Source organism: Variovorax sp. FG153 (genome assembly GCF_057809595.1).
This window is the reverse complement of record NZ_JBMDKG010000005.1, coordinates 165,952-191,523: the sequence shown is the minus strand read 5'-3', so window position 1 is coordinate 191,523 and position 25,572 is coordinate 165,952. Positions and strand designations below refer to the sequence as shown.

At 70.3% G+C, this 25,572-nt stretch carries 18 protein-coding genes; all 18 read left to right on the top strand.

The genetic code is table 11. The features are described from left to right. Positions 1–22 precede the first annotated feature (22 nt). Entirely contained in the window at positions 23–748 is a 726-nt protein-coding gene (gene pncA, locus ACODT0_RS08770) for a bifunctional nicotinamidase/pyrazinamidase (RefSeq protein ID WP_057593414.1), read from the top strand. A 65-nt stretch (positions 749–813) separates the two neighbouring features. After that, positions 814–1,974: an ABC transporter substrate-binding protein gene (locus tag ACODT0_RS08765; protein WP_413761841.1), complete on the top strand. Its 1,161-nt coding sequence runs from the start codon at positions 814–816 to the stop codon at positions 1,972–1,974. Then, complete coding sequence (locus tag ACODT0_RS08760; protein ID WP_489041073.1) at positions 1,952–2,458, top strand: (2Fe-2S)-binding protein; 507 nt, start codon at positions 1,952–1,954, stop codon at positions 2,456–2,458. The genes ACODT0_RS08765 and ACODT0_RS08760 overlap by 23 nt, the downstream gene beginning before the upstream one ends. After that, positions 2,455–6,210: a molybdopterin cofactor-binding domain-containing protein gene (locus ACODT0_RS08755; RefSeq protein ID WP_489041072.1), complete on the top strand. Its 3,756-nt coding sequence runs from the start codon at positions 2,455–2,457 to the stop codon at positions 6,208–6,210. Before ACODT0_RS08760 ends, ACODT0_RS08755 begins: the two co-directional genes overlap by 4 nt. Before the next feature lie 202 nt (positions 6,211–6,412). After that, complete coding sequence (locus ACODT0_RS08750) at positions 6,413–7,603, top strand: fumarylacetoacetate hydrolase family protein (RefSeq protein ID WP_489041071.1); 1,191 nt, start codon at positions 6,413–6,415, stop codon at positions 7,601–7,603. A gap of 180 nt (positions 7,604–7,783) precedes the next feature. Continuing rightward, complete coding sequence (gene tssA, locus ACODT0_RS08745; RefSeq protein ID WP_489041070.1) at positions 7,784–8,875, top strand: type VI secretion system protein TssA; 1,092 nt, start codon at positions 7,784–7,786, stop codon at positions 8,873–8,875. A gap of 61 nt (positions 8,876–8,936) precedes the next feature. Beyond that, positions 8,937–9,506, top strand: coding sequence for a type VI secretion system contractile sheath small subunit (gene tssB / locus ACODT0_RS08740; protein ID WP_057593409.1), 570 nt, complete (start codon positions 8,937–8,939; stop codon positions 9,504–9,506). 33 nt (positions 9,507–9,539) lie between these two features. Beyond that, on the top strand, positions 9,540–11,045 hold the full coding sequence (gene tssC / locus ACODT0_RS08735) for a type VI secretion system contractile sheath large subunit (protein ID WP_057593408.1): 1,506 nt from the start codon (positions 9,540–9,542) through the stop codon (positions 11,043–11,045). A 45-nt stretch (positions 11,046–11,090) separates the two neighbouring features. After that, complete coding sequence (locus ACODT0_RS08730) at positions 11,091–11,573, top strand: Hcp family type VI secretion system effector (protein WP_057593445.1); 483 nt, start codon at positions 11,091–11,093, stop codon at positions 11,571–11,573. A gap of 262 nt (positions 11,574–11,835) precedes the next feature. Beyond that, positions 11,836–12,702, top strand: coding sequence for a type VI secretion system accessory protein TagJ (locus ACODT0_RS08725; RefSeq protein WP_489041069.1), 867 nt, complete (start codon positions 11,836–11,838; stop codon positions 12,700–12,702). Beyond that, a complete protein-coding gene (tssE, locus tag ACODT0_RS08720) occupies positions 12,702–13,259 on the top strand; it encodes a type VI secretion system baseplate subunit TssE (RefSeq protein WP_057593406.1) in 558 nt (185 codons plus the stop codon). The genes ACODT0_RS08725 and tssE overlap by 1 nt, the downstream gene beginning before the upstream one ends. Then, positions 13,259–15,139, top strand: coding sequence for a type VI secretion system baseplate subunit TssF (gene tssF, locus ACODT0_RS08715; RefSeq protein ID WP_261211998.1), 1,881 nt, complete (start codon positions 13,259–13,261; stop codon positions 15,137–15,139). Before tssE ends, tssF begins: the two co-directional genes overlap by 1 nt. Next, on the top strand, positions 15,136–16,317 hold the full coding sequence (gene tssG, locus ACODT0_RS08710; RefSeq protein ID WP_489041068.1) for a type VI secretion system baseplate subunit TssG: 1,182 nt from the start codon (positions 15,136–15,138) through the stop codon (positions 16,315–16,317). The genes tssF and tssG overlap by 4 nt, the downstream gene beginning before the upstream one ends. Beyond that, on the top strand, positions 16,314–19,043 hold the full coding sequence (gene tssH, locus ACODT0_RS08705) for a type VI secretion system ATPase TssH (RefSeq protein ID WP_489041067.1): 2,730 nt from the start codon (positions 16,314–16,316) through the stop codon (positions 19,041–19,043). The genes tssG and tssH overlap by 4 nt, the downstream gene beginning before the upstream one ends. 15 nt (positions 19,044–19,058) lie before the next feature. Then, positions 19,059–21,452 carry a type VI secretion system Vgr family protein gene (locus ACODT0_RS08700; RefSeq protein WP_082321719.1) on the top strand — a complete coding sequence of 798 codons (2,394 nt, stop codon included), beginning with the start codon at positions 19,059–19,061 and terminating at the stop codon, positions 21,450–21,452. Beyond that, positions 21,452–21,928, top strand: coding sequence for a hypothetical protein (locus ACODT0_RS08695; RefSeq protein WP_489041066.1), 477 nt, complete (start codon positions 21,452–21,454; stop codon positions 21,926–21,928). The genes ACODT0_RS08700 and ACODT0_RS08695 overlap by 1 nt, the downstream gene beginning before the upstream one ends. A gap of 45 nt (positions 21,929–21,973) precedes the next feature. Further along, entirely contained in the window at positions 21,974–24,493 is a 2,520-nt protein-coding gene (locus tag ACODT0_RS08690) for a DUF2169 family type VI secretion system accessory protein (protein WP_479671289.1), read from the top strand. Continuing rightward, on the top strand, positions 24,490–25,539 hold the full coding sequence (locus ACODT0_RS08685) for a pentapeptide repeat-containing protein (RefSeq protein WP_261211993.1): 1,050 nt from the start codon (positions 24,490–24,492) through the stop codon (positions 25,537–25,539). Before ACODT0_RS08690 ends, ACODT0_RS08685 begins: the two co-directional genes overlap by 4 nt. Positions 25,540–25,572 lie beyond the last annotated feature (33 nt).

Here is a 25,572-nt window from a genome sequence, read left to right as displayed (position 1 = left end):
ACGCAAGCACGGAGCACAGACCATGAACGACACGCACCGCAGACGCTTCCTCCAATCCACGGCCGCCCTCGGCCTGCTCGGCGCCTCGGGCGCGCTCTTCGCCGCCGGCGCGAAGATCAAGCCCGGCGACAAGGCCGTGCTGATCGTGGTCGACGTGCAGAACTGCTTCATCGACGGCGGCACGCTGCCGGTCAAGGGCGGGGCCGACGTGGTGCCGGTCATCAACCAGCTGGCGGCCTCGTTCCAGAACATCGTGGTCACGCAGGACTGGCACACCCAGGGCCATGCCTCGTTCGCGAGCGCGCACGCGGGCCAGAAGCCCTTCAGCAGCATCAAGCTGAACTACGGCAACCAGGTGCTGTGGCCCGACCACTGCGTGCAGGGCACCGACGACGCGGCGCTGCACAAGGACCTCAAGCTGCCGACCGCGCAGCTCATCATCCGCAAGGGCTTCCATGCCGACGTCGACAGCTACTCGGCCTTCGAGGAGGCCGACCGCAAGACCTCGACCGGCCTCGCCGGCTACCTCAAGGCGCGCGGCATCAAGACCGTGTTCGTGACCGGGCTGGCGACCGACTTCTGCGTCGCCTGGACCGCGCTCGATGCACGCAAGGCCGGCTTCGATGCCTACGTGATCGAGGACGCCACGCGCGCCATCGACCTCAACGGCTCGCTGGCCGCGGCCTGGAAGCAGATGAGCGCCAAGGGCGTGAAGCGCATCCAGTCGGCCGACATCCAGGGCGCCTGAGAAGCCCGGCGATGCGTGGCCCCGCCGCGCATCGACACACCACAACTGCGAGACAAGACGACCCCATGACGATTTCCCTCTCCAGGCGTTCCCTGGTGGCCGGCGGCGCGGCCCTCGCGCTCGGCCCCGGCCTGCTGGCCGCCGCGCGCGCCGACAACGGCGTGAGCGACGGCGCCATCCGCATCGGCCAGTCGGCCGTCTTCAGCGGCCCGGCCAAGGACTTCGGCATCGACTACCGCGCGGGCATCAAGCTGCACTTCGACCGCGTCAACAAGGGCGGCGGCATCAACGGGCGCCGGCTCGAGCTGGTGAGCTACGACGACGTCTACGAACCCGCGAAGACCGCGCTCAACACCGCGAAGCTGATCGACGAGGACAAGGTGTTCGCGCTCACGGGCTACGTCGCCACCGGCAACCTCGCGGCCGCGATGCCGCTGGCCGAGAAGGCGGGCGTGCCGATGTTCGCGCCGCTGGTGGGCACCACCTCGTTCCGCACGAAGACCAACCGGCTGCTGTTCCACGTGCGCGCGGGCTACGACCTCGAGCTGCGCAAGATCATCAGCCACCTGTCGACCATCGGCATCCAGTCGATCGCGGTGGTGCACCAGGACAGCGCCTTCGGCAAGTCGAACCTCGCCACCTGCGAGGAACTCGCGGCCGACTACAAGGTGAAGGTGGTCAAGACCTTCCCGCTGGCGATCGCCGCCGAGGACGCGAAGCCGGTGGTCGCGGGCCTCGCCGAGGCCAGGCCCGGCGCGGTCGTGATGATCATGGCCGGGCGCCAGGTCGAGGTCTTCATGCGCGACTACCGCGCGAGCGCGGGCGGCGCGCCGCTGTACACGCTGTCGGTCGGCATCACCGACGCGGCCGGCTCGGCGCAGCGGCTCGAGGGAAAGCTCGCGGGCCTGGTCACGGCCAGCATCGTGCCGCCGCCGCAGGCCGTGCGCGTGCCCATCGTGGCCGATTACCAGCGCGACCGCGCCGAGTTCGGCGAGAAGATCGACAGCTACACCGCGCTCGAGGGCTACATCGTCGCGCGCGTGATGGCCGAGGGCCTGCGCCGCGGCGGCAAGGCGCTCACGCGCGAGAGCTTCGTCGCGGGCCTCGAGAGCATCGGCAGCACGCGCTTCGGCGACTTCCCGATCGAGTACGGGCCGAAGAACCACAACGGCTCGAACTTCGTGGACCTGGAGATGTACACCCGTGACGGCCAGCTGCGGCGCTGAGGGCCGTGCCGAACCGCTGCAGCTGAGGGTCAACGGCCGCTCGCAGGCGCTCGCGGTGCCGCGCGAGGCCTCGCTGCTGCAGGTGCTGCGCAACGACCTCGGGCTCAACGGACCCAAGTACGGCTGCGGCCTCGGCCAGTGCGGCGCCTGCACGGTGCATGTCGACGGCATGGCCGCGCGCGCCTGCGTGATTCCCGCGCACGGCGTGGCGGGCCGCGCCATCACCACGCTCGAGGGCCTGGGCACGCGCGGCGACTGGCACCCGGTGCAGGCCGCCTTCGAGGAGGCGCAGGCCGCGCAGTGCGGTTACTGCCTCAACGGCATGGTGATGCAGGTGGCGGCATTGCTGGCGCGCGAGCCGGATGCCAGCGAGGCGCGCATCCGCAGCGAGCTCTCGGGCAACCTGTGCCGCTGCGGCACGCACATCGAGATCCTCGACGCGGCGCAGCGCGCGGCGCGCCGGCTGCGGGCGACGCAGCCATGACACGGCGCGCCGACCTGCCGCGCACGCGCGCGGAGTTCCTCGCCGCCGAAGGCGTGCTGCTGGTGGTGCGCGAGACCCCGCCGGCACCGCCGCCGGCCAGGGGCCAGCCGGCCTTCATCGCGGGCAATCCCGCCGAGGGCGACGAGGTGCTGCTCGCGGTGTGGGACGACGGCAGCGCCTCGGCGCTCAACGGCCACGTCGACCTCGGCACCGGCATCCAGACCGCGCTGGGCCAGATCGTGGCCGAGGAGCTCGAGCTCGGCATGCCCTGCGTGCGCGTGATGCTCGGCGATACCGCGCGCGCGCCCAACCAGGGCGCGACCATCGCGAGCGCCTCGATCCAGATCCATGCGCAGCCGCTGCGCCTCGCGGCCGCGCAGGCGCGCGCCTGGCTCATCGCGCGCGCGGCCGAGCGCCTGGGCGTGGCGCCCGAGGCATTGCAGGCGCGCAACGGCGTCGTGCGCGTGGCCGAGGCGCCCGACCGGCACCTGAGCTATGCCGCGCTCGTGGCGGGCCAGCGCACCGTGCTCAAGCTCGATGCCAAGGCGCAGCCCAAGGACCCGGCCGACTACCGCGTGGTCGGCACGCGGCAGGCGCGCGTCGACATCCCGGCCAAGCTCGCGGGCGAACTGGTTTTCGTGCACGACATGCGCGTGCCCGGCATGCTGCACGGGCGCGTGGTGCGCCCGCCCTACGCGGGCGCCGACCATGGCGACTTCATCGGCAACACGCTGGAGTCGGTCGACGAATCGTCGATCGCCCACATCCCCGGCATCCGCGCGGTGGTGGTGATCCGCGACTTCGTCGGCATCGTGGCCGAGCGCGAGGAGCATGCCGAGCAGGCGCTGCGCGAACTGCGCGTGCGCTGGAAGCCCTGGCCCGGCATGCCCGGCCTCGACGACCTCGCGCAGGCGCTGCGCGACAACCCCTCGACGCAGCGCCTGCTGGTCGACGAGGGCGACGTCGACGGCGCGATCGCGCGCGCCGCGCATCCGATGCCGCGCACCTATGTCTGGCCCTACCAGATGCACGCCTCGATCGGGCCGTCTTGCGCGCTGGCCGAATGGCAGCCCGAGGACGGAAGCGGCATGCAACTGCGCTGCTGGGCCGGCACGCAGAACCCGCACGTGCTGCGCGCCGATCTCGCGAAGCTGCTCGGCGTGCAGGACCTGCAGGTCGACGTGGTGCGCATGGAGGCCGCGGGCTGCTATGGCCGCAACGGCGCCGACGACGTGGCGGCCGATGCCGCGCTGCTCGCGCGCGCCGTGGGCGCGCCGGTGCGCGTGCAGCTCACGCGCGAGCAGGAGCATGCATGGGAGCCCAAGGGCGCCGCGCAACTGATGGAGATCGATGGCGGCCTCGCGGCCGACGGCAGCGTCGCGGCCTACGACTTCCAGACCTCCTATCCGTCGAACGGCGCGCCCACGCTCGCGCTGCTGCTCACGCGCACCCTCGAGCCGGTGGCGCAGGCCTACGAGATGGGCGACCGCACCGCGCGCCCGCCCTACGGCTACGACAACCTGCGCGTGAAGGTCAACGACATGGCGCCGATCGTGCGCGCCTCGTGGCTGCGCGGCGTGTCGGCGCTGCCGAGCTCGTTCGCGCACGAGTCGTACATCGACGAGCTCGCGACCGCGGCGGGCGTCGACCCGGTGCAGTTCCGGCTGCGCCACCTCGACGATCCGCGCGCGGTCGAGCTGGTGCAGGCCACCGCGCAGAAGGCCGGCTGGCGGCTGCGCACCGGCCCGCAGGAGAACGCCGAGGGCGGGCTCGGCCCCGGCGGCGACATCCTGTTCGGCCAGGGCTTCGCCTATGCGCGCTACGTGCACAGCAAGTGGCCGGGCTTCGGCGCCGCCTGGGCCGCCTGGGTGGCCGACGTCGAGGTCAACCGCCGGACCGGCGAGGTGCACGTGCGCCGCGTGGTGGTGGGGCACGACGCGGGCCTGCTGGTCAATCCCGCGGGCGTCGAGCACCAGGTGCACGGCAACGTGATCCAGACCACGAGCCGCGCGCTCAAGGAGCAGGTGCAATTCGCGCCGCAGTCCGGGCCGGCCGAGGGCGGCGAACGCCTGCCCGGCGTGCTGCCTTCGGGCGTGGTCGCGAGCCGCGAATGGGGCAGCTACCCGATCATCAACTTCCGCGAAGTGCCGGTGATCGAGGTGATGCACATGCCGCGGCCCGGCGAGCCGTCGCTGGGCGCGGGCGAGTCCTCGTCGGTGCCGGGCACGGCGGCGATCGCGAACGCGATCTTCGATGCGACGGGCGTGCGCTTCAGGGCGCCGCCGTTCACGCCGGAGACGGTGCTGGCGGAATTGAATCGCGGGCTGCTGCCTTCTCCTGCGGGGGACGGTGGGGCGGGGGGGGCGCAGCGGGGCGATGGCGAGGCCGCGGTGCCCCCATCCCGGCCTTCCCCCAGGGGGGGAAGGAGCAAGGCCGATGCGCCATGGCCGACGCGCAAGAGTCTGTGGGCCACGGGCGCCGCGCTCGTAGTCGGCGGCATCGGCGTCGTCGCGGGCCTGCTCGGCTGGCGCTCGGCGATCGCGCCGGTGTCGCTCACCGCGCCGGTCTACAGCGAGGCCACCATCGAGCGCGGCCGCGTGCTCGCGGCGCTCGGCGACTGCGCGGTCTGCCACACCGCGCCGGGCGGCGCGCCCAACGCCGGCGGCCGCGCGATGGACACGCCCTTCGGCACGCTCTACACCACCAACCTCACGCCCGATGCCGAGACCGGCCTCGGCCGCTGGTCCTTCAGCGCCTTCCAGCGCGCGATGCGCGAGGGCGTGTCGCGCGACGGCCATCACCTCTATCCGGCCTTCCCCTACACCGCCTTCGCGAAGACCAGCGACGACGACCTGCAGGCGCTCTATGCCTACTTCATGGCGATGCCCGCGGTGCGCGCCGAAACGCCGAAGTCCGAGCTCAAGTTCCCGTTCAGCCTGCGGCCGCTGATGGCCGGATGGAACGCGCTCTTCCACGATCCCGCGCCGCTCGCGCCCGTGGCCACGCAGAGCGCCGAGTGGAACCGCGGCGCCTACCTCGTCAACGGCCTCGGCCATTGCGGCGCCTGCCACACGCCGCGCAACGCGCTCGGCGCGGAGCAGGGCGGCAGCGCCTTCCTGTCGGGCGCGATGGTCGACGGCTGGGAGGCGCCGTCGCTCACGATGCGCTCGAAGTCGGCCATGCCCTGGGACGCCGATTCGCTCTACCGCTACCTGCGCGACGGCCACTCGCCGCGCCACGGCATCGCGGGCGGCCCGATGGCCGAGGTGGTGCGCGAACTCGGCGCCGTGCCCGATGCCGATGTCCGCGCGATGGCGACCTACCTCGCCTCGTTCAATCCCGAGCCCCTGCCCGAGGCCGCCGCGCAGGCCGAGGCGCGGCGCATCGTCGACACCGCGGCGCGCACGCAGGACCAGCTGCTCGGTCCCGCGCAGCGCATGTTCGACAGCGCCTGCGCCGCCTGCCACCACGACGGCGACGGTCCCACGCTGCTGGGCGTGAACACGCCGCTCGCGCTCAACGGCAACCTCGCAAGCGCGAAGCCCGACAACCTGCTGCGCACCATCCTCGATGGCGTGCGCCATCCCGCGACGCGCGACATCGGCTTCATGCCGGCCTTCCGCGACGCGCTCGACGACCGCCAGATCGCCGAGCTCGCGGGCTACATGCGCGCGCGCTTCGCGCCGCGGGAGCCCGCCTGGCCCGACCTGCAGGCCGAGGTCGCGCGCGTGCGCGCCGCGCCAGGGCACTGACAGCCGAATACGGGCAGCCGAACGCAGAAGGAAGACCAAGGGAGCGCAGAAGTCGCAGAAGAAGAGAGCCAATTTTTCTGGCTGTTCTTCCGCGACTTCTGCGCAACCTTCGCGACCTCTGCGTTCGGCTGTCCGCATTTCGCAAGCGCCCGCACGGCGCTACGATGCCCGCGCACTTCCACCAACAGAGACATCCACCGTCATGCCACTCGATCTCCAGACCACCACCAGCCTCCCGCAAGACGCCGACCAGGCCACCCTCGTGGGCCGTCTCTGGCAACCGGGCGTGGGCCCCGTGCTCGTGGCCGTGCAGGGCGATGGCCTGCACGATCTCTCGCGGCTCGCGCCCACGATGAGCGACCTGCTCGAGCTGCCGGAGCCGCCCGCCGATGCCGTGCGGCGCGTGCTGCGCGGCGGCCAGGCGCCGCGCATCGCGGCGCTGGCCGAGGTGCTCGCCAACAGCGATGGCGGCGCGCGCGACGAGGACCGGCCCTGGCTGCTCGCGCCCTGCGACCTGCAGGCCGTCAAGGCCAGCGGCGTGACCTTCGTCGCGAGCCTGCTCGAACGCGTGATCGAGGAACAGGCGCGCGGCGATGCATCGAAGGCCGAGGCCACGCGCGCGGCGCTCGGCGGCGTGCTCGGCGACAACCTCGCCGACATCGTGCCGGGCTCGCCCGAGGCGATGAAGGCCAAGGAGGTGCTGATCGCGCAGGGCGCGTGGTCGCAGTACCTCGAGGTCGGCATCGGGCCCGACGCGGAGATCTTCACCAAGGCGCCCGTGCTCTCGTCGGTGGGCACCGGCGCCGACATCGGCATCCATGCGGCCTCCGTGTGGAACAACCCCGAGCCCGAGGTCGTGCTCGCGGTCAACAGCCGCGGCGAGACGCTGGGCGCCGCGCTCGGCAACGACGTCAACCTGCGCGACTTCGAAGGCCGCAGCGCGCTGCTGCTCGGCAAAGCCAAGGACAACAACGCCTCGTGCGCCATCGGCCCGTTCATCCGCCTGTTCGATGCGCACTTCGGCATCGCGCAGGTGCGTCGCATCACGGTCGCGCTCGAGGTGCGCGGTCCCGAGGGTTTCGTGCTCGAGGGCTCGAGCTCGCTCGCGAAGATCAGCCGCGATCCGCTGGACCTCGTGGCGCAGGCCATCGGCATCCATCACGACTATCCCGATGGCCTGATGCTGTTCCTCGGCACGATGTTCGCGCCCACGCAGGACCGCCACGGCCCGGGCCAGGGCTTCACGCATTCGGTCGGCGACATGGTGCGCATCGCGGCGCCCGAACTCGGCGCGCTGGTCAACCGCGTCGCGCATGCCGACAAGGCCCCGCGCTGGACCTTCGGCATCGGCGCATTGATGCGCAACCTGGCCGCGCGCGGCCTCTTGCATTGAATCCTGTCATGGTGCGGTCATGCACCGTTAAGCCGTACTGTGTAACGATCTTGGAAGATGTACTTCTTTGTGATTCATAGACGGCACGATGACCTCAGATGTAGTTGACCGCCTCCTCGCTTCCACTCAAGATAACTAATGATTTGTTAATGTTTTGATTGGTTGAACGAGGGAGATCGGGTGTCGCAGGCAGAGATCGAGCTTTTGCAAAAGCCCGTCGAGGGCCCGCTTCCGTGCGGTGAGGATCTGGAATACGACGCCGATTTCATGGCGTTGCAGCAGGCAACGCTCGGCAAGCGCGAGCAGCAGTTCGGCAACACCATCATTCCGGCCGAGCCGCCCGACTGGACCAAGGTCGAGCGCATCGCCAAGCAGTTGTGCGAGCGCACGCGCGACCTGCGCGTGCTGGTGCCGCTCTCGCTCGCGTGGACCGAGAGCCGCGGCCTGCCGGGTTATGTCGAAGGGCTGCAGCTGGTCGACGTGGTGCTGCAGACCTTCTGGGACGACGTGCATCCGCGCGTGGTCGACGGTGGCGACGAGGACCCGCTGCCGCGCATGAACGCACTGGCCGCGCTGGCCGAGAGCGAAGGCATCGGGCGCAGCGTGCGCGATGCGCGCCTGCTCGACGACGGCGGCGTGACGATGACCTTGCGGCAGGTCGAGGCCCTGCTCGATTCGAGCAAGGCCGACCAGATCGACTATCCGGGCGGTGTGGGCCGCTTGCGCGAGGCCGCGCGCCGTGCGCACGACCACGACGCCCCGCCGATCGTCGCGCTGCGCTCGGCGCTCGCGCTGCTGCAGCGCATCCGCGAGACCTGCGAGCGCGCGCTGGGCCAGAGCTGGGCGCCCGACTTCTCGCGTCTCGAGCGTTCGATGCGCACGGTGGCGCAGTTGCTGCCCGAGAAGGCATTGCAGAGCGCGCTCGAGGCGCCACAGACCGCGCACCAGAGCCCGTCGGCGAGCGATGCGGTGGCGCCGGCCGCGTCGCCCGTCGCGGCCGCGACCGTTGCAAGTGGCGGTCCCGGCCTACGCGCAATCGGTATCAACGATATTGAAATAACGAGCCGCGAAGATGTGCAGGTGTTGTTGGAAAAGGCTTGCCGGTATCTGGAGCGCGCGGAGCCCAGCCATCCCGCGCCCCTGCTGATACGCAGGGCGCAGAAGCTGCTGGCGCTCAACTTCTTCCAGATCATCGAGGAGCTCATGCCCGAGGGACTGCAGAAGCTGGAGAGCCTGGCGGGCCGGCCACCGGGGACCGACGCATCGCAGTAGGCGCCGGCGGCCGGCGCATGCGGTCCGCACGCATTCGATCGAAGAATCAAGAGGAAGCTTTATGGCAGACAACCGTGTCAGGAACAGTGGTCAGAAGTTCATCGCGCGCAACCGCGCGCCGCGCGTGCAGATCGAGTACGACGTCGAGATCTACGGCAGCGAACGCAAGATCCAGCTGCCCTTCGTGATGGGCGTGATCGCCGACCTCGCGGGCAAGCAGGTCGACCCGATGCCCGACCTCGCCGAGCGCGAGTTCATGGCGGTGGACATCGACAACTTCGACGACCGCATGAAGTCGATCAAGCCGCGCGTGGCCTTCCAGGTGCCCAACACGCTGACCGGCGACGGCCAGCTCAACGTCGACATCACCTTCGACAGCATGGACGACTTCTCGCCCGCGCGCATCGCGCGCCAGGTCGACGCGCTGCAGCAGCTGCTCGACGCGCGCACCGAGCTGTCGAACCTGCTGTCCTACATGGACGGCAAGAACGGCGCCGAGCAGCTCATCGCACAGGCGCTGCAGAACCCGGCGCTGCTGAAGTCGCTGGCCACCAGCCCGAACCCCGCGGTGGCCAGTGCCATCGACGCGGCCGCGGAGAAGCCGGCGGGCACGCCGGGCAGTGCCGAGTAAGCGCGAGCCGATCACGTCGACAGGATCATCACCATGAGTACCGTGCAAAAACAATCCGCGCGCGCGCAGCAGACCGTCGAGGCGCTCGAGCCGAACGAGTTCTCCGACCTGCTCCAGCGCGAGTTCAAGCCCAAGACCGACCAGGCGCGCGAGGCGGTGCAGAACGCCGTCAAGACGCTGGCGGTGCAGGCGCTCGAGAGCTCCGTCACCATCTCCAACGATGCCTACCGCACGGTGCAGGCCATCATCACGGAGATCGACCGCAAGCTCTCCGAGCAGATCAACCAGATCCTGCACCACGAGGACTTCCAGCAGCTCGAGGGTGCCTGGCGCGGCCTGCACTACCTCGTGAACAACACCGAGACCGACGAGCAGCTCAAGATCCGCGTGATGTGCGCCTCCAAGCGCGAAGTCGCGCGCTCGCTCAAGCGCCACAAGGGCATCGGCTGGGACCAGAGCCCGCTGTTCAAGAAGATCTACGAGGCCGAGTACGGCCAGTTCGGCGGCGAGCCCTTCGGCGCGCTGATCGGCGACTTCCATTTCGACCACAGCCCGCCCGACGTCGAGATGCTCGGCGAGATGGCCAAGATCGCCGCGGCCGCGCACTGCCCCTTCATCGCGGGCGCCTCGCCGACCGTGATGCAGATGGAATCGTGGCAGGAGCTGTCGAACCCGCGCGACCTGACGAAGATCTTCCACAACACCGAGCACACCGCGTGGCGCTCGCTGCGCGAGTCGGAGGATGCGCGCTACATCGGCCTGGCGATGCCGCGCTTCCTCGCGCGCCTGCCCTACGGCGCGCGCACCAACCCGGTCGACGAGTTCGAGTTCGAGGAGGAGACCGACTCGGCCGCGCACAACCGCTACACCTGGGCCAACTCGGCCTACGCGATGGGCGTGAACATCAACCGCTCGTTCAAGCAGTACGGCTGGTGCACCTCGATCCGCGGCGTGGAATCGGGCGGCGCGGTCGAGAACCTGCCCACGCACACCTTCCCGACCGACGACGGCGGCGTGGACATGAAGTGCCCGACCGAGATCGCGATCAGCGACCGGCGCGAGGCCGAGCTCGCGAAGAACGGCTTCATGCCGCTGGTGCACCGCAAGAACTCCGACTTCGCGGCCTTCATCGGCGCCCAGTCGCTGCAGCAGCCGGCCGAGTATTACGACGCCGACGCCACGGCCAACGCGAACCTGGCGGCACGCCTGCCCTACCTGTTCGCCTGCTGCCGCTTCGCGCACTACCTCAAGTGCATCGTCCGCGACAAGATCGGTTCGTTCCGCGAGCGCGAGGACATGGAGCGCTGGCTCAACGACTGGATCATGAACTACGTCGACGGCAGCCCCGGCACCTCGTCGCAGGACACCAAGGCGATGAAGCCGCTCGCGGCGGCCGAAGTCCAGGTGGAACCCATCGAGGACAACCCCGGCTACTACGCCGCCAAGTTTTTTCTCCGGCCGCACTACCAGCTCGAAGGGCTCACGGTGTCTTTGCGGCTGGTTTCGAAGCTGCCGTCCAACAAGAAGGACAGCAGCTAATTCAACAGTGCCTCGATGGGGCACGCACAACTCCGGGGGTTAATGATGGCAGTAGACATGTTCATGCGCGTCGAAGGCGCGAACGGCGAATCCAAGGACTCGAACCACAAGGACTGGACGGATATCAAGTCGTTCGCATGGGGTGCGACGCAGCCTGGCAACATGGTGAGCGGCGGTGGCGGTGGCGTGGGCAAGGCCAGCTTCAACGACCTGCAGGTGCTCGCGCGCATCGACAAGGCGGCACCGTCCGTCATGAAGAACTGCGCCAGCGGCAAGCACCTGAGCAAGGTCGAGGTCTCGGTCTGCAAGGCCGGTGGCGGTCAGATCGAATACACGCGCGTGACGCTCGAGGAAGTGCTGGTCACCTCGGTGCAGTACACGGCCGAGCAGGGCAGCGACGCGGTGTTCGTGCAGTACGCGTTCCAGGCCGCCAAGGTCAAGCAGCAGTACTGGGAACAGACCGACAAGGGCGGCAAGGGCGCCGAAACCCAGCTCGGCTGGAACATCAAGGAAAACAAGGAAGCCTGATCTTCCACGGGCCCGGCCGGGCTCGCGGGCGGCGCCTCGGTGCCGCGCGCGAGCCGGTCTCCGGCTGACGGTCCTGGGCCGCCAGCCGAAGGCCGAGCGGCGAAGGCGGTGCATGTCGCCGTCATCCCGCGGCACAGGCCACGGTCCCGCGCAGCGGGTGCCGGCAGGCCACGAGCGATATCCAACCACCGACCATGGCGGCGGCCCTGGCTTCATCAGGGCCGGGACCGCGCATTGGCGAAACGACAGAGGAAGCTGCTTCATGGGCGATGCGTTTGCAGGACTGGGCGAGCGCTCGGTGGCCGAGCACACCGAGGGGATACAGCGGCAGATCCGCGCCGATCCCCAGAACGGCAGCCTGCGCCTCGCGCTGTGCCACTTCCTCGCGCTGCGCGGCGAGTGGCAGCGCGCCGAGGACCAGCTCAAGGCGGCCGTCAAGTTCGACCCCTCGTTCACGCCCGCGAGCGCCACCTGCTCGATGGCGCTGGCCGGCGAGCGCCAGCGCAGCGCCTTCTGGGCCGGCGACGCGGCGCGCGCGCCCGCGGTGCTCGGCGAGGGCACGGACTGGGTCGATGCGCTGATCGCGGCCGTCGCGCTGCCGGCCGACCGGGCCGACGAGGCCACGCGGCTTCGCGAGTCGGCGCGCGATGCCACGCCCGCGCTGCGCGGCCTGCTGCAGGCCGTGGACCGTTCGGGCGATGCGACGAGCGAAGTCGTCGATGGCGAGGCGCTCGAGCGCATCGACATCGACTGGCTCTGCGACGGCGACGCGCGCCTCGGTGCCGCGCTCGAGGTCATCACGCCCGCGGGCTATGGCTGGCTGCCGCTGCCCTCGGTGCGCCGCCTCAAGTTCCAGCGGCCGCAGCACCTGGTCGACCTGCTGTGGTCGCCGGTGCAGGTCGAGCTGGCCGATGGCCGCGCCCTGGCCGTGCTGGTGCCGGTGCGCTACGCGGGCGAGCTCGCCACGCTCGAGGACGGCCTCGCGCTCTCGCGCCGCACCGACTGGCTGCCGCTGCCCGGCGAGGCCGCGTTCGCGGGCGCGGGCCAGCGCACCTTGATCAGCGACGCGGGCGACCACGCGCTGCTCGAGCTGCGCACCATCGAGTTCGCGGCCGGGGAGGCCGCCTGATGGCCACGGCCGGCGCCTCCGCCTGGTCGGGCCTCGATGCCGAGGGCGAGCAGGAGAGCGTCGCGCGCGACCGGCTGCAGCCGGTGCTGCTCGACCGCCTCACCGACAAGCAGCCGAGCAACCGCCAGGAGCGCGCGGGCGCCTTCCTGATGAGCGGCAAGCTGCTGCGCGACTCGGTGCTGCGCGACCTGCAGTGGCTCCTGAACACCACCAACTTCGGCACCGCGCATTCGATCCAGAACATGCCGCGCGCGCGCCGCTCGGTCGTCAACTACGGCGTGCGCGGCTGGGCCGGCGGACGCATGTCGGAGGTCGACTTCGCCGACGTCGAGGCCGCGATCCGCACCGCCATCATCGACTTCGAGCCGCGCATCATGAAGGACAGCATCGACGTGCGCTGCGTGACCGACGCCACCGAGCTCGAGCACCACAACCTGCTGGCGCTCGAGATCCGCGGCACCCTGTGGTCGGTGCCTTATCCGATCGAATTCATCCTGCGCTCCGAATTGGACCTGGAAAGCGGCCACATGATGCTGCGCCCCACCGGAGGCCTCTGATGGACGCGCGGCTGCTCGACTACTACAACCGCGAACTCACCTACATGCACGAGCTCGGTGCCGAGTTCGCGCAGCGCTATCCGAAGATCGCGGGCCGCCTGGGCATGCGCGGCATCGAGGTCAGCGACCCTTATGTCGAGCGGCTGCTCGAGGGCTTCAGCTTCCTCACGGCGCGCATCCAGCTCAAGATGGACGCCGAGTTCCCGCGCTTCTCGCAGCGGCTGCTCGAGGTGGTCTATCCGAACTTCCTCGCGCCGCTGCCCGCCATGGGCGTGGTGCAGATCGACGGCAACCTCAACGAGGGTTCGCTGAAGGCCGGCTACGAGCTGCCGCGCCACACGATCCTGCGCGGCCGCATGATCAAGGGCGAGCAGACGGCCTGCGAGTTCCGCACCGGCCACGCGGTCACGCTGTGGCCGATCCGCATCGCCGAGGCCAGCCTGGGGCCGGTGCCGGCCGAGATCCTGCATGCGCTGCCGATCGTCGCGCGGCAGGCCAGGAGCGCGATCACGATCAAGCTCGAGGCCGTGGGCGGCGCGCGCTTCGCCGAGATGCCGCTGGAGCGGCTCGAGTTCTTCCTCTCGGGCGCCGAGCTGCATGCGCTGCGCGTGCTCGAGCTCGCGGTGCACCACTCGATCGGCACCGTCTGCCGCAGCGGCCCCGGCACCGCGGGGCAGGGCGCGCGCATCGTGCCGCTGGGCGAGGAGGCGATCCGCCACGAGGGCTTCGAGCCCGACCAGTCGCTCTTGCCCTACGACGCGCGCTCGTTCCAGGGCTACCGGCTGCTGCACGAGTACTTCGCCTTCCCCGACCGCTACCTGTTCTTCAGCGTCAACAAGCTGCGGGCCGCGGCCGCGGCGATGAGCGGCAACACGATGGAGATCGTGATCCTGCTCGACCGCGCCGACGGCGACCTCGAGCGGCTGGTCGACGCGCGCCAGTTCTCGCTGTTCTGCACGCCGATCGTGAACCTGGTGCCGCGCCGCAGCGACCGCATCCCGGTGGGGCCGGGCCAGCACGAGCACCATGCGGTGATCGACCGCACGCGGCCGCGCGACTTCGAGATCTTCACCGTCGAGCGCGTGGTCGGCCACATGAGCAACGGCTCCGAGGAGCGCGAGTTCCGGCCCTTCCTCGGCTCCTTCGCCTCCGACGACGGCGACTTCGGCGCCTACTTCTCGGTGCGGCGCGAACCGCGGCTGGTGTCGGACCGCGCGCGCGCGCAGGGCACGCGCACCAGCTACACCGGCAGCGAGGTCTACGTCTCGCTGGTGGACCAGCACGACGCGCCCTTTCCGCACAGCCTGCGCCACATCACGCTCGATGCGCTGTGCACCAACCGCGACCTGCCGCTCTTGCTGCCCACGGGCCTGGAGTCGGACTTCACGCTGCGCGTGTCGGCGCCGGTGCGCGCGATCCGCATCCTGCGCGGTCCCTCGCGGCCCTACCCGGCGCTGGCCGAGGGCGCGCTGACCTGGCGCCTCATCAGCCACCTGGGCCTCAACTACCTGAGCCTCACCGACGTCGATGCCGAGCAGGGCGCGGCCGCGCTGCGCGAGATGCTCGACCTCTACGGCAACCTCGCCGATCCCTCGGTGCGCCGCCAGATCCAGGGCGTGCGCTCGATGAAGCTGGCGCCGGTGTTCCGCCGCCTGCCCGAGCCGGGCCCGATCGTCTTCGGCCGCGGCGTGGAGATCGCGCTGAAGCTCGACGAGACCGCGTTCTCGGGCGCGAGCCCGTACCTGTTCGGCGCCGTGCTCGAGCAGTTCTTCAGCCGCCACGTGTCGCTCAACGCCTTCACCGAGTTCGCGCTGTCCAGCCTGCAGCGCGGCGAGATCGCGCGCTGGCTGCCGCGCATCGGACGCCGGCCCGCCGTATGAGCAGCACCACCGAGCTCCGCGAGGACACGGGCGCCGCGCAGCAGGCGCCGGCGGGCGACGCGGCGGACCGGGCGGTGGAGCACGAGACACGGGCCGAGGCGGCGCCGCCCGTGCGCGGCCTGCCGCAGGTCGACCCGGCGCTGTGGGCCGGCCTGCTCGAGCAGCCCTTCGAGCACGACCTCTTCATGCTGCTGCGCCGGCTCGACGCGCACGGCGACCATCCGCTGCTGGGCCGCGCGCCGCGCCCGCTCGACGAGCCGCTGCGCCTCGGCCAGGAGCCCTCGATGGCCTTCGCGCCCTCGAACGTCTCGGGCGTGGACGACAGCCGCGACGGCCCGCCGCAGATCTCGATCTACGGCTTCGGCCTGTTCGGCCCCAACGGCCCGCTGCCGCTGCACCTGACCGAGTACGCGCGCGAGCGCAAGCGGCACCACAACGACCACACGCTCAGCGCCTTCGCCGACCTGTTCCACCACCGGCTGATCCTGCTGTTCTACCGCGCCTGGGCCGATGCCCAGTCGGTCAACAGCCTCGACCGGCCCGACGGCCACCGCTTCGTCGAGTACGTCGCGAGCCTCATGAACATGGGGCAGCCCGGCCTCAAGGAACGCGACCGCATCGCCGACCATGCGCGCACCCACATGGCGGGCCACCTGGTGCGCCAGACGCGCAACCCCGAGGGCCTGATCCAGATCCTGCGTCTGTACTTCGACCTGCCGGTGCGCGTCGAGGAGTTCGTGAGCGACTGGGTGACCATCGACGAGCCGCAGGTCAGCCGCATCGGCCTGTTCGGGCGCAACCACCGGCTCGGCGCCGGTGCCACCATCGGCCTCGCCGTGCGCGACGCGCAGAGCAAGTTCCGCCTCGAGCTCGGGCCGCTGACGCTCGAGCAGTACCGCGCCTTCCTGCCCGGCAGCCAGCGGCTGCAGCAGGTGGTCGACTGGGTGCGCCAGTACGTCGGCATCGAATTCGCGTGGGAGCTGCGGCTCGTGCTGCGCAAGGAAGAGGCCGGCGGCATGCAGCTCAACGGCGGCCAGCGCCTGGGCTGGGGCAGCTGGCTCGGCACCCGCCTGTCCGACACCGACGCCGGCGACCTGGTGTTCGCGCCCGAGGCCCTGCATTCGCGTTCCGCAGCCACCGCTTCCCACACTTCCGCATCCTTCACCCAGGCCTCATGACCGACATCCGCCGCGTCTCGCTGTTCTCCAAGCTCAACCCGATGCTCTACAAGGCATTGGAGACCGCCACCGCCTTCGCCAAGCTGCGCGGCAATGCCTACGTCGAACTCGTGCACTGGCTGCACCAGATCCTGCAGCTGCAGGACAGCGACCTGCTGCGCATCGTCAAGCGCGCCGGCCTCAACCTCGACGCGGTCGAGCAGGACCTGGTGCGCGCGCTCGACCGGCTGCCGCACGGCGCGACCTCGATCAGCGACATCTCCGAGCACGTCGACAGCGCGGTCGAGCGCGCCTGGGTCTATGCCAGCCTGCGTTTCGAGGCCACCTCGATCCGCGGCGCCTACCTGCTCGCGGGCATCGTCAAGACGCCGGGGCTGCGCCAGGTGCTCTCGGGCATCTCGCGCGAGTTCGACAAGCTGGTGCCCGACGTGCTGATCGCGCAACTGCCGGCCTGGACCGAAGGCTCGCCCGAGGACGACTACGACATCGCGCCCGAACCGGCGACAGGTGGCGTGCCGGCTCAGGCCGGTGCCGCGCCGCAGGCCGCGGGCGGCTCGGCGCTGGCCAAATACGCGAGCGACCTCACGGCCAAGGCGCGCGCGGGCGAGCTCGATCCGGTCTACGGCCGCGACGACGAGATCCGCCAGATCGTCGACATCCTGATGCGGCGGCGCCAGAACAATCCGCTGCTCACGGGCGAGGCCGGCGTCGGCAAGACCGCGGTGGTCGAGGGGCTGGCGCAGCGCCTGGCCGCGGGCGACGTGCCGCCCTCGCTGCGCGAGGTCTCGCTGTGGGTGCTCGATCCCACGCTGCTGCAGGCCGGCGCGGGCGTGAAGGGCGAGTTCGAGCAGCGGCTGCGGCAGGTGATCGACGAGGTCGAGAAGAGCCCCAAGCCGATCGTGCTGTTCGTCGACGAGGTCCACACGCTGGTGGGCGCGGGCGGTACCGCCGGCACCGGCGACGCCGCCAACCTGCTGAAGCCCGCGCTCGCGCGCGGCCGGCTGCGCACCATCGGCGCCACCACCTGGTCGGAGTACAAGAAGTACATCGAGAAGGACCCGGCGCTCACGCGGCGCTTCCAGACCATCCAGGTGCAGGAGCCGACCGAGCCCAAGGCCGTGATCATGCTGCGCGGCATCTCGGCCGAGCTCGAGAAGCACCACGGCGTGCTGATCCTCGACGCCGCGCTCGAGGCCGCCGTGAGCCTGTCGCACCGCTACATCCCCGCGCGCCAGCTGCCCGACAAGGCCGTGAGCCTGCTCGACACCGCCTGCGCGCGCGTGGCGCTGAGCCAGCATGCGCTGCCGGCCGCGCTCGAGGACCTGCAGCGGCGCATCGAGGTGCTGGGCATCGAGTCGGGCATCGCGCAGCGCGAGGCCGCGATCGGCGTGGGCGAAGCGCAGCGCGTGCAGGACATCGCGGCGCAGATCGATGCCGCCCAGGCCGAACTCGCGACGCTCGAGCAAAGGCGCAGCGAGGAGAGCGAACTGGTCGAGCGCATCGTGGCGCTGCGCCGGCGGCTCTCGCCGGCCGCGGTGCCGGTGCAAGCCGAAGAGGTCGCCGAGGATGGCGATGAAGAAAGCGAAGCGGCGGCGCCCGCCGAGCCCGCGCCCGAACCCGAAGCCTCGCCCGAGCAGATGCGCGCCGAGCTCGACGCGGCGCAGCGCAAGCTGTCGCAACTGCAGGGCGAATCGCCGCTGATCCTCGCCGCGGTCGACGAACAGGCCGTGGCCACGGTGGTGGCCGACTGGACCGGCATCCCGATCGGGCGCATGGTGCGCGACGATGCGCAGTCGGTGCTGCGGCTCGGCGAGATCCTGTCGCAGCGCGTGGTCGCGCAGACCGATGCGCTCGACACCATCGCGCGGCGCATCCGCACCGCGCGCGCGCGGCTGGACAACCCCAACAAGCCGGTCGGCGTGTTCCTGCTGTGCGGCCCCTCGGGCGTGGGCAAGACCGAGACCGCGCTCGCGCTGTCGGAGGCGCTGTACGGCGGCGAGCAGAACCTCGTCACCATCAACATGAGCGAGTTCCAGGAGTCGCACACCGTCTCCACGCTCAAGGGCGCGCCGCCCGGCTACGTGGGCTACGGCGAGGGCGGCGTGCTGACCGAGGCGGTTCGCCGCCGGCCCTACAGCGTGGTGCTGCTCGACGAGATCGAGAAGGCCCACCCCGACGTGCACGAGATCTTCTTCCAGGTCTTCGACAAGGGCTGGATGGAGGACGGCGAGGGCCGCCACATCGACTTCCGCAACACCGTGATCATCATGACCTCGAACGTCGGCACCGACCTGGTCATGCAGCTGTGCGAGGACCCGGTGCTGCGCCCCGACCCCGAGCCGCTGGCGCAGGCACTGCGCGAGCCGCTGCTCAAGGTGTTCGCGCCCGCGCTGCTGGGGCGGCTGGTGGTGGTGCCCTACTACCCGCTGCATGCCGACGCGCTGCACCGCATCATCCGGCTGCAGCTCGACCGCGTGGCCGCGCGCCTGCAGGCCAACCACGGCATTACCTTGGGTTACACCGACAGCGCCGTGGAGCTTGTGGCGCGCCGGTGTACGGCCATAGAGTCGGGTGGACGGATGATCGATGCGATCCTCACGCACACCATCCTGCCGCGATTGAGCGAGGAAGTCATCGGCGCCACGGTCAGCGGGCGCAAGCTCGCGGGCGTCGAGCTCTCGGCGCAGGGCGACGACTTCCACTACGCGTTTACCGAAACCAGCTAAGCGAAGGGAGTCGCCATGGCCCGCGTTGTCACCGCCCACACACCGCTCGGTGAAGACCAGCTGCTGTTCCGCTCGATGCACGGTAGCGAGGGCCTGTCGCAGCTGTTCGAGTTCGAGGTCGACCTGCTGAGCCCGAACACCTCGGTCGACATGAAGGCCATGCTCGGCAAGCCGCTCACGCTCGAGATCAGGACGCTCACCGGCACACCGCGCTACCTCAACGGCCAGATCACGCGCTTCACGCTGGTCGGGCGCGACGCATCCTCGTCGCGCTACATGGTGTATCGCGCCTCGGTGCGCCCGTGGCTGTGGTATCTCACGCGCACCAGCGACTGCAAGATCTTCCAGAACAAGTCGGTGGTCGAGATCCTCGAGGAGGTGCTCGGCGAGTACGGCTTCGCGCTCGAGAAGAAGCTCACGGCCTCGTACCGGCAGTGGGACTACTGCGTGCAGTACCAGGAGACCGACTTCGCGTTCGTGAGCCGGCTCATGGAGCACGAGGGCATCTACTACTTCTTCAAGCACGAGAAGAACCAGCACACGCTGGTGCTGGCCGACGACATGAGCGCGCACGAGACGCTGCCCGAGTACCCGAGGATCAGCTATGTCTCGACCGACCGCGTGGGCGACCTGGGCCGCGAGGCCATCGACCAGTGGGAGGTGACCGAGGAGATCCGGCCCGGCACCTACGTGGTCGACGACTTCGACTTCAAGAAGCCCAAGGCCGACCTGCTCAACACGCGCAGCCAGCCGCGCGGCAACGACCACGGCCAGTACGAGATGTACGAATGGCTCGGCGGCTACAGCGATGCCGGCCAGGGCGAGCACTACGCGCGCATCCGGCTCGAGGAGGCGCAGGCCCAGGCCGAGCTCGACATCGGCCACGCCACTGTGCGCGGCATGGCGCCCGGCTACCGCTTCACGATGCAGAACGCACCGCGCGACGAGGACAACCGCGAGTACCTGATCGTCTCGGTGATCTACAGCCTGCGCGAGGGCGGTTATGCCTCGGGCAGCAACGAGGGCGACTACGGCTTCCAGTTCGGCGTGCAGCCGACCTCGTTCCCCTACCGCGCGCCGCGCGTGACGCGCATCCCGACCACCAACGGGCCGCAGACCGCCACCGTGGTGGGACCGGCCGGCGAGGACATCTGGATCGACAAGTACGGCCGCGTGAAGGTGCAGTTCCGCTGGGACCGCTACGGCCAGCGCAACGAGGACAGCTCGTGCTGGGTGCGCGTGTCGAGCGCCTGGGCCGGCTCGAACTTCGGCGCGGTCAACCATCCGCGCATCGGCCAGGAGGTGGTGGTCGACTTCATCGCCGGCTGCCCCGATCGGCCACTGATCATCGGCCGCGTCTACAACGCCGACCAGATGCCGCCGCTGGAGCTGCCGGCCAAGGCCACGGTCAGCGGCTTCATCAGCCGCACCATCAAGGGCGACGGCGAGCTGGCCAACCACTTCGTGATCGACGACGACCCGAGCAACGAGTCGATCAAGATCCATGCGCAGAAGGACTTCGTCATCGAGGTCGAGAACGACGAGACGCACACGGTGGAGGGCAACCGCACCACCCACGTCCACAAGAACGACGAGCTGACGGTGGACCAGGCGCGCACCACCACGGTCAACGAAGGCCTCGACCACGCGATCTACAACTCGGGCTCCAAGCTCGAGGTGACGAAGAAGACCGAGCACTTCTTCAACAACAGCATCGAGATCACGACCAAGGAAGGCGCCAAGGAGACGGTCGAGACCGGGCGCTCCGAGGTGCACGTGATGGCCGGCCTGCGGCAGGAGACCTTCGACCAGGCGCTGCACGTGGACGTGAAGGAGGGCATGACCGAGCACGTCAAGACCGGCGACTCCAGGCTGGAGACCTGGAGCGGCAAGCGCTTCGAGAGCTACAAGACCGGGTGGGAGCGCGACGTCCTGAGCGGCGGCGGCAAGGACACGATCAAGGACGGCCTCACGGAGACGATCGCGACCGGCGACCACACGTCCACCGTCTCGGCCGGCGACTACAAGGGCTGGGCCAAGAACGTGTCGATCGAGGCCGAGACGGACTTCAACGTCAAGGCCAAGAAGATCCTGCTGCACTCGACCGAGAAGCACACCAACAAGTACGACGGCAGCATCGAGACCGTGGCCGGCGGCAGCGCCACCACCAAGGCCACGAGCTACATCCGCTCGCAGGCGCCGCTGCTGTTCTCGATCGCCTTCGTGAACTCCTTCACCTACGCCTCGCTGTCGGAGACCTTCAACCTGGCGGCCACCAACATCGGCGGCGCGAGCTTCGACATCAAGGCCTACCGCTGGTCGAACCGCGCGCTGAACCAGAAGACCGAAACCAAGATCTCGATCGGCCCGATCTACGTGGACATCAAGATCCTGGTGCTGATCATGTGATGGCAGCGACCGCCGTGCCTCGCCGCCGTTCGATCCGGATCCTGGGCGCCGTGCTGGTGGCCGCGGGCGTGCTGCCGATGCTGATGCCGCTGGAGACCTTCTCGATGTGGCTGGCGCTGCCGTGCATCGCCGCGATCTTCGCGGGCTCGGCGCTGCTGTGCGGTGCCTGGGAACTGCTCGAGATCCGCCGGCGCGAGGCGCGCAGTCGCGGCTTCGACGCGCAGGCGCAAGGCGTGATCGTCGGCAGCGAGATCGGCGATGCCTACAGCGACACCAGCCCGCTGATGAACCTCACCGTGCGCTTCGCCGACCGCGGCGGCATCGAGCGCCAGGTCGGCGTGCAGCAGGTGGTGATGCTCAACGAGCTGCCGCTCTACGCGGTGGGACGCCCGGTGCTCGTGCGCTTCGCCTCCGCCTCGCCCGCCACCGACCTGGTGATCTCGCCGCTCGCCGGGTCGGCCGGCTTTTCCTTCTGATCCCGCGCCGGCATCGCGCGCTGCCTTCCCTTCCGAAGCCGACCCTTGAAGATCGTCAAGCCCTTTCGCCTCAGCCTGCTCACCCGCCCCTACCGCTGGCGCTCGGCCAACCACCTGGGCATCGCCGTGCTGGCCTGCGCCAGCCTGGAGGCCGAGCCGCGGCTGCAGCCCGAGCAGGAGCTCTGGCAGATGGCGGGCGAGGTGCTCGACCCCGGCAGCGTGCTCGACATGAGCATGCCCAAGGGCGAGGCCGAGGTGCTGGCCAGCGGCTTCGCCTACACCGCGCACCAGGAGGACAAGACCCGCTGCGCGGCGCGGCTGCGCGTGGGCACGGTCGACCGTTCGCTGGCCGTGTTCGGCGACCGCTTCTGGCTCGGCGGCCACATCACCGAGCCGGCCCCGTTCGAGCGGATGCCGCTCGACTGGCGCCATGCCTTCGGCGGCCCCGACGTGCCCGAGAACCCGCTGGGCCTGGGCACGGTCGACGAACTCGTCAACGGCGTGCAGACCTGCCGGCTGCCCAACGTCGAGGTGGTGGGGCAACAGATCCAGCGCCGCGGGCAGCGGCCGCGGCCGGCCTCGTTCTCGGGCTTGCTGCCCGATGCGCCGCAGCGCATGGCGCTGATCGGCACGCGCTACGACGACGCCTGGCTGCAGAACGGCTTCCCCGGTTTCGCCGACGACCTCGACTGGCGCTTCTTCAATGCCGCCGGTCCCGAGCAGCGCTTCGGCCAGCCGGCGCTGCCCGCGAGCGCGCCCTACGAGATCTGGAACATGCACCCGCACATCCCGGTGCTGCGCGGCCACCTGCCGCCGTGGCAGGCCGTGTGCCACCTCAACTTCGACAAGGAGGTCGGCGAGCTGCGCCGGGTCGAACTCGGACTCAGCACCGCCTGGTTCTTTCCCGACCGCGAGCGCGTGGTGCTGGTGTGGCACGGCTCGACGCCGATCCGCGAGGACGACGCGGCCGACGTGAAGCACATCATGCCGTCGCTCGAGCTGCCCGACGCGCCGCGCCCGCACGCGCACTACGCCGACGTGCTGCGCAAGCGCATCGATCCGGAGAAGAGCGCCTCCCACGTGCTGCGCGACAGCGACCTGGTGCCGCGCGCGCTGCTCGCGGAATGGACCGCGATGCGCATGCCCGACACCCTGGCCGAGCCCCTGCCGCGCAACCTGCAGGCCGGCATGCGCCGGCACTACGAGCAGCAGCGCGCCGAACTGCTCGCGCAGGGGCTGGATCCCGCCGACTACCTCGCGCCGCCGCCCGTGCCCGAGGTGCTGCCGGGCTTCGACGACCTGCCCGAGTACCTGGAGCGCGCCGAGGCGCAGGCGCAGCAGGCGCGCGAGCGGCTCGAGGGCGAGGTGGCGCGCGTCGAGGCCGAGCGCGCGGCGGCGCCCGCGGCACCGCTTCCGTCGGCCTTCGAGGAGGAGCAGGACGGCCAGGCCGACGAGGAGGCCGACCCGCCGGTGGAGACCGACCCGCTGAAGCTCCAGGGCCGCCTGTATTCGGCGCACCTGGCACCGGAGGCCTCGCGCGTGACCAGCTTCCGCGCCGCCAAGCTGCGGCGCCGGCTGGCCGCGGCCGCTCCCGAGGCGCGCCACTTCTCGAAGATGAACCTCAGCGGCGCCGACCTCTCGGGCATGGACCTGCGCGGCGCCGACTTCAGCCACGCGGTGCTGGCCGACGCGAACCTGCAGGGCGCGAACCTCGAGGGCTGCGATTTCTCCGAAGCCGTGCTCGCGCGCGCGCTGCTCACCGACACGCTGCTGGCGGGCAGCCGGCTCGACAAGGCCAACCTCGGCGGCGCGCACCTGCAAGGCTGCGACCTCTCGTCGGCGAGCCTGCGCGAGACCCTGTGCCACGGCACGCGCTTCACGGGCTGCAACCTGCGCGGCGCGCTGCTCGACCAGACCCAGCTGCACGAGACCGAGATGGCCGGGTGCGCCATGCAGTCCTCGCGCTGGACACAGGTCGCGCTGCGCCGCATGACGCTGCGCGACCTGGTGCTGGACCAGGCCGAGCTCAACCAGGTGCTGCTGCTCGAATGCAGCCTGGAACGCGTGTCGCTGAATGCCGCGCGGCTGGTGCGCTGCGGCTTCGTCACGGTCCGGCTGGTGGCGCAGGTCGACCTGTCGCATGCGCGCTTCGATGCCTGCAGCATCGCGCTGGGCAGTTCGTTCGCGGGCGTGACGGCGGTGGGTACCTTCCTGAAGCAGTGCGGCATGCGCGGCACCTCCTTCGCGGGCGCGGACCTGAGCGCGGCGCGGCTGGAGAACTGCGACCTGTCGGAATGCGACCTGTCGGATGCGCGGCTCGACGGCTTCGTCGCGGGCGAGAGCCTGTTCGTGCGCGCGAACCTCGCGCGCGCCTCGCTGCGCGGTGCCCACCTGATCGACGCCAATCTCTCGAAATCGAACCTGCTGGGCAGCGACCTGCGCGAGGCCAACCTGTTCCGCGCCGACGTGTCGCAGGCCTTCATCGATGCCACCACGCTGCTCGAGGATGCCTACACGCAGCATGCCAAGGTCTGGCCGCGGCGCGATCCGGAGGCCACGCCATGACCCTGGACGCATTGCTCGACGCGGTGCGCCACGGCGTGCAGCTGCAGGGCCTCGACTGCCGCGGCTGGGACCTGCGCGGGCTCGACCTGTCGGGCGCGCTGTGGGACCGCATCGACTTCACGGGCGCCGATTTCCGCGGCGCCGACCTCTCGGGCAGCATCCTCAGCCATTGCACGATGGCGGGCTGCGACTTCGCGGGCGCCAAGGGCGGGCAACTGCAGATGTTCCGCGGGCGCTTCGAGAACGCGAACTTCTCGGGCGCCCTGCTCGAGCAGGCCGCGTTCGTCGAGTCGCACCTGGCGCTCGCGCGCTTCGACGAGGCGGTGCTCGACCGCGTCACCTTCTTCCGCTGCGACCTGGCCGAGGCTTCGCTGCGCACCCGGCGCATGGCGCAGGCCACCGTCACCGAATCGAACCTGGCGCGCTGCGATTTCACCGGCGCCAGCCTGCAGTCCGTGACGATGTTCAAGCTCGACCTGCGCAGCACCGTCTTCGCGCAGTTCGAAGGCGATGGCGTGGTGTTCCTCGAATGCGAGCTCGCGGGCCAGCAGTTCGCGGGGCTCGTGCTGCCGCGCTGCCAGTTCACCGACTCGCGGCTCGACGAGGTCGACTTCCGCCAGGCCACGCTGACGCAGAGCAACTTCAAGGGCGCCTCGCTGCGCGGCGCGCGTTTCGGCGGGGCCGAGGCCTGCATGACCATCTTCGCGGAGGCCGACCTGGCCGGCGCCGACTGCGGCGCGGGGCGCTTCGACCAGTCGCTGTGGGTGGATGCCGCGCTCGAGGGCGTGAACTTCGCGCAGGCCCGGCTGCCGCTCGCCGTCTTCCATCGCGCGCGCTGCAAGGGTGCGAGCTTCGCGCAGGCCGGGCTGGAGGACGCCGACTTCTCCTATGCCGACCTCACGGACGCGGACCTCGTCGATGCCCGCTTCCTGCGCACCCGCCTGCACCGCGCCATCCAGCAGGGCACCCGTTTCTCCAGGCGCGGCGGCATCATCGAAAACGACCCGGACCTGCACCGCGCGCAGTCGTGGTCCGACGCCCGCTGATGCCGCGCCATCGTTTCATCCGAGCTCGAAAAG

Bases quoted from the DNA above. Each gene is read 5' to 3' on its own strand.
- pncA (WP_057593414.1), top strand. From the start codon at position 23: ATGAACGACACGCACCGCAGACGCTTCCTCCAATCCACGGCCGCCCTC.
- ACODT0_RS08765 (WP_413761841.1), top strand. From the start codon at position 814: ATGACGATTTCCCTCTCCAGGCGTTCCCTGGTGGCCGGCGGCGCGGCC.
- ACODT0_RS08755 (WP_489041072.1), top strand. From the start codon at position 2,455: ATGACACGGCGCGCCGACCTGCCGCGCACGCGCGCGGAGTTCCTCGCC.
- ACODT0_RS08750 (WP_489041071.1), top strand. From the start codon at position 6,413: ATGCCACTCGATCTCCAGACCACCACCAGCCTCCCGCAAGACGCCGAC.
- tssB (WP_057593409.1), top strand. From the start codon at position 8,937: ATGGCAGACAACCGTGTCAGGAACAGTGGTCAGAAGTTCATCGCGCGC.
- tssC (WP_057593408.1), top strand. From the start codon at position 9,540: ATGAGTACCGTGCAAAAACAATCCGCGCGCGCGCAGCAGACCGTCGAG.
- ACODT0_RS08730 (WP_057593445.1), top strand. From the start codon at position 11,091: ATGGCAGTAGACATGTTCATGCGCGTCGAAGGCGCGAACGGCGAATCC.
- ACODT0_RS08725 (WP_489041069.1), top strand. From the start codon at position 11,836: ATGGGCGATGCGTTTGCAGGACTGGGCGAGCGCTCGGTGGCCGAGCAC.
- tssE (WP_057593406.1), top strand. From the start codon at position 12,702: ATGGCCACGGCCGGCGCCTCCGCCTGGTCGGGCCTCGATGCCGAGGGC.
- tssF (WP_261211998.1), top strand. From the start codon at position 13,259: ATGGACGCGCGGCTGCTCGACTACTACAACCGCGAACTCACCTACATG.
- tssG (WP_489041068.1), top strand. From the start codon at position 15,136: ATGAGCAGCACCACCGAGCTCCGCGAGGACACGGGCGCCGCGCAGCAG.
- tssH (WP_489041067.1), top strand. From the start codon at position 16,314: ATGACCGACATCCGCCGCGTCTCGCTGTTCTCCAAGCTCAACCCGATG.
- ACODT0_RS08700 (WP_082321719.1), top strand. From the start codon at position 19,059: ATGGCCCGCGTTGTCACCGCCCACACACCGCTCGGTGAAGACCAGCTG.
- ACODT0_RS08695 (WP_489041066.1), top strand. From the start codon at position 21,452: ATGGCAGCGACCGCCGTGCCTCGCCGCCGTTCGATCCGGATCCTGGGC.
- ACODT0_RS08685 (WP_261211993.1), top strand. From the start codon at position 24,490: ATGACCCTGGACGCATTGCTCGACGCGGTGCGCCACGGCGTGCAGCTG.